Genomic DNA, 11627 nt, shown 5'->3' with positions numbered 1-11627 from the left:
TCTCTGTTATTGGATATTTAGCTGGTGCACAGGAAGTACCCAGTCAAACTTAATTCTTAAGGTATCACCGTCGCGCCAGGCTCCCTGTTCCAGTGCATCAAACTTACCCTGGTTGGCCGCCATGGGCAGGGTATAACCATTTAGCTGTACAGAGTGGGGGTTTGCTGACCAGTTATGGATCTGCATCTGTATCTTGCGACTCGTGGGCATCCCCTGATACTGGTAGGCCTCGCGTTTAAGCTGCATCGACAACTTGGTTCCCTGCTGCTGGGCGCTAAAGTGCAGCAGTTCGTACTGCTTTTTCGCTACGGCATCGAAGGTTTGACCGTCGTCGTCATACATAAAACCCCGGCCTTCAGACACGGCTTGGTCGGCATAGTAATGCAGCACGAGTTCACTACTGTCGTAATCCTGGGTGGTGGCAGGCGGCGACACCATAGGCACAAAGGCGCCACCTCGCACCAGCAAAGGCAAGGTGTGCATTGAGGTGGCCATTTGAATGCGCTGATTGCCGGCATAACGTTTACCGCTGAAATAGTCGAACCAGACGCCGTGGGGCAGTGCCACTTCAACCTGTTTTACCCCCGGCTCCACCACTGGCGTAACCAAAAAGGCATCCCCCCACAGGTAACTGCTGGTGTTATTGAACTGGCTTAAATCACCAGATTCCATAAAAAGTGGCCGCATCAGTGGCATACCGCTTTGGCTGTTCAGATAACTCAGGCTGTAGTTATAGGGCAGCAGCGCATAACGCAGCTTGATAAAATCACGCACTATGGCTTTGGTGGTGTCGTCATGAAACACCGGCTCTGGGGCAATGTGCTCCTGGGCATGCGGGCGGTATACGGGTTGAAATACCCCATATTGTAGCCAGCGGGTATATAGCTCGGCATCAAATTCCTCGCCACCAGCAAAACCGCCTAAGTCCGAATGGGTATAAGCCAGACCTTGCAATCCCATGGACAGGCTGAGCTCAACCTGAGGTTTTAGCCCTTCCCAGGCGCGACTGACATCGCCGGTCCAGGGGATCATGCCGTAGCGCTGTGAGCCGACAAAACCGCTGCGCATCATAATAAAAGGGCGCTCGGCTGGGCGTGCCTGACGATGGCGCTCGAACAGCATTTTGGCCCACTGATGGCCATAAGCGTTGTGAATTTCATCGGCGCTAACCTGGCGACCATCCGCCAGCCTATGCAGAGTATCGGCTGGATGCACTTCCGGTTCGCCCAGATCGCCCCACCAGCCACCTACTCCCTGGCCCAGCAGCTTGCTATAGGTCTGCCAGAACCAGTCCTGGGCTTTAGGATCAAACACATCAATAAGACCGGTGTTACCAAAATAAAAATCAAATCGTTTTGTCTGTCCGGCCAGATTCTCTGCCAGTGCCCCGGCATTGACTGCGTCTTGCCATTTGCTGGAGGTGGTCAGAACAAAAGGCTCAGTGATAAGAATGGTCTTTACACCGCCGGCAGCAAAGTCAGCGATCATTTTTTCCGGCTGGGGAAAGGCCTCTTTGTCCCAGTCGAGGTTACCCATCATGCCTTTAATGTCTTTGCCAAACCAATACAGGTCCAGCACCACGGCATCCAGTGGAATATCATCGGCCTTAAACATCTCAACCACCCGGCGGGTTTCTTCCTCAGTGTGATAGCCAAAGCGTGAGGCATAATTGCCCAAGGCCCAGCGTGGCGGCATCGGCTGACGACCGGTCACTGCAGTAAAATGCTCAAGCAACTGCGGGAAATCATTGCCGGCGGCAATCAAATAAGCCAGTCGCCCTGCTGCGGCTTCAAATTGCAGGATATCGGTTTCGTTATGGCCAAGGTCGAGGTAGCCACTGGCGGTATTATCGAAAGCCAACATATAGTGCTGACTGGAAAGCACCATAGGCAGGCTGTAGTACATTTGCTTAGATTCACTGCCATAACCGTAGTGGGCGCGGTTATATAAAGGCAAACGCTGACCACGCCTGTCCATGCCCATAACCCGTTGCCCGCCGCCCAGTAATTTTTCCTGTTCTTGTAAGCGGAAGCGAAAGCCTCGCAAGGTCTGTCTGGCAAAAGCGCCCTGTTCTTCGGCCAGCAGCAACTGGTTATCACGGTAATAACTGATCTGCAGCGGCGATTTTTGGATTTTAGCGGTCAGACCGGAGTTGGTCAGGAGCAGGTGATCTGACGCCTCCTGATAAGAAGCATTCGCTTTACGCGCCTTCTCACTAATGGCAAAGGAAGGTAAAGGAGTTTCCCCCTTTGGCTGAACCAGCACTTCAAACACACTGTTCTGATAGGCAGTTAAGCTTACCAGCCCTTCATCTGTGGTCAGCCTGAGCGTTTGACCGTCAAAACTGGCTTGCTGTACTTCTGCGGCCTGCAGGCTGAAACATAGCAGCCACAACAACGCCCAACACCTTCTGAGTAATATCACTTGGTCTGTATCCCTGAGTAATTTATATGCCGCTTGGGCGGCTATTTATAGAGTTCGTAAATTCCGGCACTTCGAGCCGGCACCAGAATGTCGGGCAGCGCAGCAGTCTGGCCACTTAACACCTCTTTCGCCGACGTAAATCCCTTTAGGCTTTCCTGCATCCTGGCTAAGTCCAGCTTGATAGCCTGATCATTTTTATTCAGCACCACCAGCAGATTGTGTTCCTCACTTAAGCGGAAATAGCTATAGCTTCCATCCAGCGGCGCATAGTGAACAAAACGCCCGTTGTGCACCGCTTGCGCCGTCTTGCGCCAGTTTAGAAGCTTGCGCATATAGGCCTGAGCTGAACTGGCGTCTGTACTTAAGTTGTTACCAGTAAAGGCATTTTGTTTATCGCCGGGCCAGCCGCCGGGAAAATCCGCACGGATCTCGCCGTGGTCATCACTATTAGGGTTAGCCAGTAATATCTCGGTGCCATAGAAAAACTGCGGGGTACCCCGCACTGTGGCAAAGAGCACCATGGCCATGCGCCACAACTGCGGGTCCTCGCGCAGTTGCGTAAAGATACGACTCATATCATGGTTGTCTGGCATCACCACCAGGTCCTGAGGATGGCCATAGAGGTAATCATTGGCGAGGGACAAGTAAATTTCCCGCAGGCCTGAATTCCAGTTTTCTTGGTTGGTGAGGCCACCGACCACCGCTGCCTGCAATGGAAAGTCAAACAAGCTGGGCAGTGCCGATTGATAACCGTCGTGGCGTTTGGTGCCGCGCTGCCAATAAGCGACAATACTGGGATTTAAGGTCCACTCTTCGCCGACCATATTCAGATTTGGATACTCGGCCACCAGGCGCGCCGTATACTGGCTTAAGAAATCAGGGTCGGAGTAGGAGTAAGTGTCGATACGAATGCCACTTAGCCCGGCATATTCCACCCACCAGATGCTGTTCTGGATCAGGTAAGTAGCGAGCAAGGGGTTGCGCTGGTTCAGATCCGGCATAGTTTCGACAAACCAGCCATCACTGAAATGTCGCTTATCCCACTCGGTGGCATAAGGGTCGTGCAGGGCTTCACGCCTATGTGTAGTCGGCACAAACTGACCGGCAAAGTTCAGCCAGTCCGCACTTGGTAAGTCACTCATCCACCAATGCTGAGAACCTATGTGGTTAAGTACCACATCAATAATCACCCCGATACCGCGCGCTTTGGCCTGTTGGGCCAGTTGTTGATACAAGGCGTTACTGCCATAACGCGGGTCAACCCGATAAAAATCCGTAGCAGCATAACCGTGATAGGAATAACTGGACATGGCGTTTTCCAGCACCGGATTTAACCAAATCTGGGTAAAGCCCATGGCCTGAATATAATCCAGATGATTAATAATGCCCTGCAGATCACCGCCATGACGGCCGCCTAATGCGGCCCGGTTTAACTTATCTTCAAGCCCGGGCACGCTGTCATTGCTAAGGTCACCATTAGCAAAACGATCCGGCGTAATAAGATAGATACTGTCTTTATTGGAAAATCCCTGACGCTCGGCAGAGGCGTTGTCCCGCGCCAGCAAAGGATAATCATAAACCAGAGCAACATGCTCTCCCTGGCTGAGTTTGATGGGTATAAGCCCTGGCTTAACATCCTTGGCCAGATTCAGGGTGAGAAACAGGTAATTGGGACTGCCTACACGCTCGGCCTTTACCAGCTTCACCCCGGGGTAATCCAGATTGACCTGATAACCACTCACCTGCTCCCCATATAGCATGATTTGCAGTTGTGAAGAGTGCATCCCCACCCACCAATTGGCAGGCTCTACACGCTTGAGCTGCAAATCAGCCAAGACAGGTAAACTGATCAGCAAGCAAAACCCCGTCAGCCAACGTGTCATACTCATTTCACTCCTTTGTTGACCCGACCCCGGGTAGTAAAAACCCATCGTCATGTCGGTGGTATTGGCAAGCCTGACTAGCCAATAGCGCATGCAAGGGCAAATTTTACAATTATGTTACCTAGCTCACATTTTTCATGCAGCTTCCTGCATACGTATTCATCTGTATTCTTCGCGATGCACTGGAATCGGGGGCAAGCAGCTACCTATTCAACGCCAGAAAGGTTTCCACTCGCTGGCGATATAAATCAACCAGTCGACGCGGAAGATATTCAGCATAAATGGCGGACGCCTCGGCCAATAACGGACTGTTTTTTAATAGCTCATTAATCCTGGCTATATACCGGGCCCCCCACTCTCCTTTAGTACAGCCAAAATACAGATACTGTTCATTGTTTTGCGCCATCAAAGGCAAAAAATGCAGATTGTCCTCCAGTTGCCCCAGTTTCTGCACACGTCCTATTTCAGTGGGATTAACAATGGCAATGTCCAGACGTTTTAAGGACACCATGTGCAGCAGCTTCTCTGCGTCATTGGTCTTGGTGAAGGCCATCAGCCTGGACTTCATTCCCGCCTGCGTCAGCAAACTATCGAGTAACTCACCGTTTGAGCGTCCATCGATAAGTCCAATGCGTAACTTAGGCTCCATCAACAAGGCAGCGGCATCAAAATGCCCGTTATGATCATGGCGTTCAATCAGTGCCGAGGAAGATGTCGAGTAGGCCAATCCATTGGGAAGAAAAGGTAAAACGGGTTGCGAAAAATGCAGCAGGCTTTCACGTTGAGTTTTTTTTACCAAGCCGCCAGTGCAGCGCAGCTTGCCTTGAAGAATATCGTTAAAACCGCGGTTATTGTTAGACACCTCTACAACATGCTGTACCTCAGGCATCTGTTGAACCAAATGCAAAAGCAGTATGCCAATGGCACCGCCGGCCAGCCTGCCATTATCGACAATAAATAACGGTTGTGAATCAACCACCAGCCAGTGGATAGCTTCTTGTTCATCAGCATAGGCATAGCTTGTCATCGAAATCGAACATAGCAGCAAAGCCCACCAGCAGATTTTGGCTCGCATAAGCATCTCCTTTTCCTTTTGCGAAGCCAGTCTTGCTTTTCGACATCCCTGTCTGAATCACCTTATGTCTCTAGCCTAACACGCCGGCTTGCATATCCAGCGTACAGGCGTCAGCATCCAAGGTCACCTCACCACCAACAGGTAAGATGTGATTATCCTTAATATGGCCAAACTGAGCCCCGACATAACATGGAACCCCCAAAGGCTTGAGGTAATGCTCCATAACTTCCATCAGGGTAAAACCACCATAACCTTTCTGCGGCTCGCATTCTGTACAGTGACCAAAGACCACCCCGGCCACCTGCTCCAACATTCCCGATAACTGCAAGGTAGAAAGATATCTATCTATACGATAGATGGCTTCTCCCACATCTTCCAACATCAATATCTTGCCACGCATATCTGGTAAGTAGGGCGTGCCTACCAGGCTGCAAAACACGGTCAAATTCCCCCCCACCAACACACCTTTGGCTTTGCCACCTGTGATAGTCCGCGCACGATTACTGCGCATGGTCAGAGCATCACTGTCCTCAGCGAGATTTTGCATCTTGCTGGGTTGTCCCTCGAACAACAGCTTCTGAACTTGCTGGGCCTGAAATTGCCCCCAATACGACAACCCAACCGGACCATGAAAAGATACCAAACCGGTATTGCGGTAGAAGCTATTCAGCAATGAAGTGATATCACTGTAGCCCAAAACCACCTTGGGGTTCTCAGCTATAGTGGCAAAGTCCAGATAGGGCAACAGTCGATTACATCCCCAGCCACCACGAAGTGCCACAATGCCGCTGACTGACTTGTCGGCGAAAGCCTGGTTGATGTCCGCAGCACGATCCTTATCCTGTCCGGCCAGATAACCATGGCGGTCAAGAACATGTTGACTAGGCTCGACTTTCAGCCCCATCGCCTCAAAAGACTCCTTGGCAACATCGAGCTCGATGGGGTCAAAGATAGCGCTGGCTGGTGCAATTAAGCGGATTGTATCGCCTGGCTTTAATGCCTTGGGTCTGACACTGACCCTGGTTTGGGCAGCCTGACCAACCGACGGAATAAGTTGACTGGCCAACAGGCCAGCGGCGGATGCTTTAAAAAAGCCTCTGCGATCCATGATAACTCCTCATATTTGTACCCAGGTTCCGTTGCATAGCGGATAATTCAAGACTAACTGCAGCCAGGACTTTGACTTACACTCGACCTGTCATTAACCTTTTAAAAATAAATTATTACCACAAAATCACATATAAGTAATAAACAATGAAATCCGTTATCTTGCTTGCGAGTCTTTTTATGCCACTGTCAGCATCAGCCGAAAATTGGCAATCATTTCAGGTTGAAGGCTTGAATAAAGCGCAAATCCGCCAACAGGATATTCAGCCTCATCTGCAACAGATTATCGACAGTCCAGTGTTCGACGTAGAACACATTGGCAGTTCCTATCTTGGCCGACCTATCCACCGAATTAAAATAGGCAAGGGCAGCACCAAGCTCTTGCTGTGGTCACAAATGCATGGTGATGAGTCCACCGCCACCTCCGCGTTATTTGATTTAATGCGGCGCATGGAAAAAGACCAAGTGTGGCGGCAAAGTTGGCAGGACAAACTGACCATTTATATGATCCCAATGCTCAACCCCGATGGTGCAGAGCAAGCTACCCGCACTAATGCCCAAGGCATAGATATCAATAGGGACGCCCGCGCACTACAGACACCGGAAGGGCGTCTTCTGCTGGCACAGGCAAAAGAACTGCAACCGGACTTTGGTTTTAATCTGCATGATCAGAATCGCTTTTATAGTGCCGGACACCATGACAACCCGGCCACCATTTCACTGCTGGCACCAGCCTTTAATGACAGGAAAAGCATCAGCCCAGCCAGACACCGCGCTATGCAGGTAATTGGCGTTTTGAAGGAGGTGGCCGATGCGCGCATCCCCGAGCATCTGGGTCGTTACGACGATACTTATGCTCCTCGCGCCTTTGGTGACAATCTGGCTGGCATGGGGATCAGTACCATTTTGATTGAATCCGGCGCTCACCGCCAGGACCCCAACCGTCAGGTGGCCAGGGAAATGAATCTAATCATGCTCAGCGCTGCCATCGATAGTATTCAGTCTGGCAGCTATGCCCAGCAGGATTTATCCGCTTATCAAGACATTCCGTATAATCGCCGGGAGGCATTTCGCGATGTGCTGATGAGTGATTTAATAGTGAAGGAAGGGACACAGCAATACCGCATCGACCTGGCGATTGACTTGAACTTACCTAATGCACGGCAACCCAGAATTAAGGAAGTGGGGGACCTGACAGTCTACTCTGGCTTTTTTGAATTTGACGCCAATGGCTGGCAATTTCAGCCAGCTAAGGGCTATACCCTGAGCGACGTCACCACACTTACGCGTGACGACTATCTTGCACTTCTCAAGCAGGGATACGGGTATTTTGCATCCGATGAAGATAAGCTGGACAACCAAAGTGGCTTACCCATGGCTTTTAGCAACGTCAGTATGTCTGATAGCCGTCCAAGAGCAGGCCATCGGGCAGTATTCTTTCTGGAACATAAGGACGGCAGAAAAATTGCTGTTATTGAGGGCTTATTGATAGACCTTGGCAGCGGCAAGGTGCTGAACAGTTACAGCACCTGAGAAAAAATAGATTATTTACCTATCTGTTGCCCCATGTGCGATAAGATCTTGATCGTCTCATCACTGGCAAGCTCCATTTCTTTTAAAGCAGAAATGGAGCCATGCATATCTCCAGAACTTAGCGTATCCAAAGCTTTCAAACCGCCTTTATGTACGCCTGCATGTGGAGCTTCCAGGCTGGCGTAGCTGTCTAAGTGACGGAAGTTACTTGCTCCTTCACCTTCGTAGTACCATTTACCTAAGCGGCATTGGTGGTGGTCGGAAATTTCTCCATTGGCTCTTTGGTTGTTTAACCAGCGACGATAGATGACTTGTTTCCATACCATATGGTCAAGTTTGACCGTTTCGATAAAGCTAGCCATAGCTTCATCGGTAATAGTCTCATGCATAGAACGTGAATGACCTATAAGGGACTCTAATGATTCGGCAGTGACAGTCGCCGTATCCAACATGTCATTACACAAACTCAAAGTAGAAGCCATATTGGCATCTGCCTGTAGCGTACTCTTATCAATATCGGACACCAGCTTGGCAATTTCAGCGCTGGCTTCACCTGCACGCTTGGCCAGGGCTCGCACTTCGTCGGCGACCACTGCAAATCCGCGCCCCTGTTCACCAGCTCTCGCGGCTTCAATGGCTGCATTGAGTGCTAACAAATTAGTCTGATCGGATATGTTGTTGATGATACTGACAAATTGAGTGATTTCCTGCGCGGCACCACGCAATTGTGCAACTCCTGCATGAGTTGTTTTAACCTCTGAATCTACTTTATTCAGACCACTTAACAGACTGGCCATATTACCCGAAGACTGGTCGTAGATAGTCGCGGAGCTAATAATATTGTCCCGTTCTTTCAGCAAACTATTGGCTAATTCAGCCACTCTGGCACGAATATCAGACAATGGTGTCAGGCCATCAATGGCCAGTTTCATAACCCCCAAGTCATGACGTTCATTGGCTTTTTCCTCTATTTGCAAAGTTAACGCGTCTGCATAGGCTTGAGCTTGTCTTAACTGTTCTTCGAGATCTTGATTTTTCTTTTTCAGACTGACAAGTTCATTTTGAGCATCGATTAGCCGACTGGCCTTAACGAACATAGTGAGAAGTCTCCTTAGGTAGTCACCTGGCACAGAGCTTATCGGCTTTATGTGTTGTTTACCAAAACATAACATTCAAAAAGGTGCGAAAAATAAAAAAGGCGGTGTCTTTCAACACCGCCACCCCTGACAGAGGCTGGGAACTTTAGAAGCTGTAACGCGCACCCAGCATGAAGATCATGGGGTCGATGTTAACTTTTGCAGACTGCACATTAGTGCCATTAATGCGTACTTCGGCGTCAGTATCAATGTCAGCCCAGGCAACCATGGCATGCACGCCCCAGTTGTCATTTAAGCGGTAGTTAAAACCCGCTTGAACGGCAATACCTACCGAATCATCCAAATGCAGGCTAACTTTGTCGCCAGCGGACGCTGCGCCTGTCGCTACCAGCACATCAGTCAGAGCCGGGCTGACCTTCTCAGAGAAGAACAGCGTATAGTTCAGACCAAGGCCAACGAAGGGACGAAACGCTTGTTGCTTGTCCATAAAGTGATATTGGGCCAGCAAAGTTGGTGGCAAATGCTTAGTTTCGCCTACATCCAGACCGTTGACCGCACCTACAGTGCTATCCAGAGTAATGTCATGGGAAAACGGCGTGGCAGCAATCAGCTCCAGGGTCCAGTTGTCATTCAAGTCGTAATCAAAAGTCAGGCCTAACTGAGTATTGCTGTCGACATCCAGTTTGCTGGAATTCTGTGGCAGGCCAGCAACAGTCTCAACAACGTTCAGGTAAGTACTGTCCGCATTAGGGTTAACATTGATGGCGCCTACATTTACATGGAAATCGGCCAGCGCAGCTGGGGCGAATAAAGCGGCAACCAAAGCAGAAGTGGTGAACAGAGATTTCATTTGTTCTCTCCAAAGTGTTGTGTGTCTGGAGAGGATTGTCTGCTCCTATTGATCTTAAAAAGCTGATTGAGATCAAGTTTTCACTTGCTGTTTTAGCAGGGCATAGTGGCAAACAGCACAACTATGATCCAGGTCAACAAAAGGTGCTGGTCGATGCACAATAACTGTTGATAAATTCATCATGGGCAGGGAGACGTTGCACAGTGCCGGCAAAAATAGTTCTGAGACTGTCCAGCAGTTCATTGAGCTGCGCTGCGGATAATGCATCCGCCATCGGATGATATGCCTCAGGCTGAATCCCCTGCCCTAGCATGACCTGTTGCCAGGCAACCTCGGTAAATAACTCGTCCTGTTCTCTGAACACCTTGCCGGTCTTGGCAAAAAGCGCCAGCTTTTGGTTCAAACTTTCGGGGATCGACATATCCCGGCAACGCTGCCAAAACGGCTCGTCCCGTCGATTCAATGCATAATGCAGAATGATGAAGTCACGAACTTGCTCAAACTCGGTTTGTGACTGACGGTTAAACTCATCAATCTCCTGTTGCACCAAACCTTGTCTGGGAAACAACTTAAGCAACCTGACAATGCCACTTTGCACCAGATGTAAACTGGTCGATTCCAAAGGCTCCAGAAAGCCACTGGCCAGACCCAGTGCCACACAATTTTTATGCCACTGCTGCTTGCGTCTGCCTGTAGTAAAGCGAATCAGCCGGGGCTCAGCCAAAGCAGGGGCATCCAACTGCTCCATCAACAGGGCGGAAGCTTGCTTATCCGTTAAATACTCACTGCAGTACACCAGTCCGTTGCCGGTTCTATGCTGAAGCGGAATGCGCCAGCGCCAACCGGCTCGATGAGCGATAGAGCGGGTATAAGGTTGCAGAGGTGCAGTGCGCTCACTTGGAACCGCCATGGCCCGATCGCAGGGTAGCCAGTGACGCCAGTCATCAAACTCGACCTTAAGCGCTTCACCCAACAACAAGGATCTAAAACCGGAACAGTCAATATACAAATCAGCCTGGACAAACTCACCGCTACGCAGCCGCAGACTCTCTATGCTTCCATTTTGCTTGTTGAGGTTCACTTGCTCAATCAGACCTTCAAGGCGCTTAACCCCCCAGCCTTGGCAAAGCTTACTCAGGTACTTGGCATAAAGGCCGGCATCAAAATGATAGGCATGTACCAGTCCGGGTAACTTAGTATCAGGGATGCTGCTGAGCGGTTGAAACTTGTTAGCCTTTGCCGCCTGATAGTTAAGGGAAAAGTCCCACAGGCTGTCGTTGCGACCATGGGCAACAGCACGCAACCAACTGTGATGAAAAGGCGCTAAGCCCATCTCTTTGCCCAAACCACCGAACGCGTGCATATAGCTATGCCCCTGCTCGCGCCAGTTCTCAAACTCAATACCTAGTTTAAAGGTGCCACCGGTTTCCCGTAAGAAGTCCGCTTCACTGATGCCTAACACCCGGTTGAAGTGCTGAATCGGCGGAATGGTTGCCTCGCCCACCCCCACAGTGGCAATGTCATCGGACTCAACTAGCGTAATATCCAGTTGTCGTCCCATCATACGCGACAACATGGCTGCAGCCATCCAACCGGCCGAACCGCCTCCGACTATCACTACGCGCATGTTATGCCACCTTATTGCTGGAATCCGTTAA

The 11627-nt window shown here is 50.3% G+C and carries 8 protein-coding genes and 1 pseudogene; 1 reads left to right on the top strand and 8 read right to left on the bottom strand.

The annotated features are described in order from the left end of the window. Positions 1-6: 6 nt before the first annotated feature. From J0A65_RS06770 to J0A65_RS06755, 4 genes are all read right to left on the bottom strand, one after another. Positions 7-2397, bottom strand: a complete 2391-nt coding sequence (locus J0A65_RS06770; RefSeq protein ID WP_232849776.1) for a glycoside hydrolase family 31 protein — start codon at positions 2395-2397, stop codon at positions 7-9. A 68-nt stretch (positions 2398-2465) separates the two neighbouring features. Further along, positions 2466-4313, bottom strand: coding sequence for a glycoside hydrolase family 13 protein (locus J0A65_RS06765; RefSeq protein WP_232849775.1), 1848 nt, complete (start codon positions 4311-4313; stop codon positions 2466-2468). Positions 4314-4509: 196 nt separating this feature from the next. Further along, positions 4510-5382 (bottom strand): hypothetical protein, encoded by an 873-nt coding sequence (locus tag J0A65_RS06760; RefSeq protein WP_206593378.1) that lies wholly within the window; start codon positions 5380-5382, stop codon positions 4510-4512. Between the two features lie 70 nt (positions 5383-5452). Further along, positions 5453-6490 (bottom strand): S66 peptidase family protein, encoded by a 1038-nt coding sequence (locus tag J0A65_RS06755; protein ID WP_206593377.1) that lies wholly within the window; start codon positions 6488-6490, stop codon positions 5453-5455. A 146-nt stretch (positions 6491-6636) separates the two neighbouring features. Here J0A65_RS06755 and J0A65_RS06750 point away from each other — a divergent pair, with 146 nt between their 5' ends. Further along, complete coding sequence (locus J0A65_RS06750; protein WP_206593376.1) at positions 6637-8022, top strand: M14 family zinc carboxypeptidase; 1386 nt, start codon at positions 6637-6639, stop codon at positions 8020-8022. Between the two features lie 11 nt (positions 8023-8033). Here J0A65_RS06750 and J0A65_RS27900 read toward each other — a convergent pair whose 3' ends face one another. The 4 genes and pseudogenes from J0A65_RS27900 to J0A65_RS06735 form a co-directional block, all read right to left on the bottom strand. Continuing rightward, positions 8034-8348, bottom strand: coding sequence for a CZB domain-containing protein (locus tag J0A65_RS27900; RefSeq protein WP_232849787.1), 315 nt, complete (start codon positions 8346-8348; stop codon positions 8034-8036). A gap of 87 nt (positions 8349-8435) precedes the next feature. Next, positions 8436-8819 (bottom strand): annotated as a pseudogene (locus tag J0A65_RS27895) (methyl-accepting chemotaxis protein); the annotation flags it as partial. A 445-nt stretch (positions 8820-9264) separates the two neighbouring features. Next, on the bottom strand, positions 9265-9969 hold the full coding sequence (locus J0A65_RS06740; protein WP_206593374.1) for an OmpW/AlkL family protein: 705 nt from the start codon (positions 9967-9969) through the stop codon (positions 9265-9267). A 133-nt stretch (positions 9970-10102) separates the two neighbouring features. Further along, a complete protein-coding gene (locus tag J0A65_RS06735; RefSeq protein ID WP_206593373.1) occupies positions 10103-11596 on the bottom strand; it encodes a tryptophan halogenase family protein in 1494 nt (497 codons plus the stop codon). Positions 11597-11627: the final 31 nt, after the last annotated feature.

The organism is Bowmanella yangjiangensis, assembly GCF_017255015.1.
GTDB classification, from domain to species: domain Bacteria; phylum Pseudomonadota; class Gammaproteobacteria; order Enterobacterales; family Alteromonadaceae; genus Bowmanella; species Bowmanella yangjiangensis.
Note: the sequence above shows the minus strand (reverse complement) of the source record. Positions and strands in the feature narration are given on the sequence as shown.

Coding starts and splice junctions, on each gene's coding strand:
- J0A65_RS06765 (WP_232849775.1), bottom strand. CDS start 4,313: ATGAGTATGACACGTTGGCTGACGGGGTTTTGCTTGCTGATCAGTTTA.
- J0A65_RS06760 (WP_206593378.1), bottom strand. CDS start 5,382: ATGCGAGCCAAAATCTGCTGGTGGGCTTTGCTGCTATGTTCGATTTCG.
- J0A65_RS06755 (WP_206593377.1), bottom strand. CDS start 6,490: ATGGATCGCAGAGGCTTTTTTAAAGCATCCGCCGCTGGCCTGTTGGCC.
- J0A65_RS06750 (WP_206593376.1), top strand. CDS start 6,637: ATGAAATCCGTTATCTTGCTTGCGAGTCTTTTTATGCCACTGTCAGCA.
- J0A65_RS27900 (WP_232849787.1), bottom strand. CDS start 8,348: ATGGTATGGAAACAAGTCATCTATCGTCGCTGGTTAAACAACCAAAGA.
- J0A65_RS06740 (WP_206593374.1), bottom strand. CDS start 9,969: ATGAAATCTCTGTTCACCACTTCTGCTTTGGTTGCCGCTTTATTCGCC.
- J0A65_RS06735 (WP_206593373.1), bottom strand. CDS start 11,596: ATGCGCGTAGTGATAGTCGGAGGCGGTTCGGCCGGTTGGATGGCTGCA.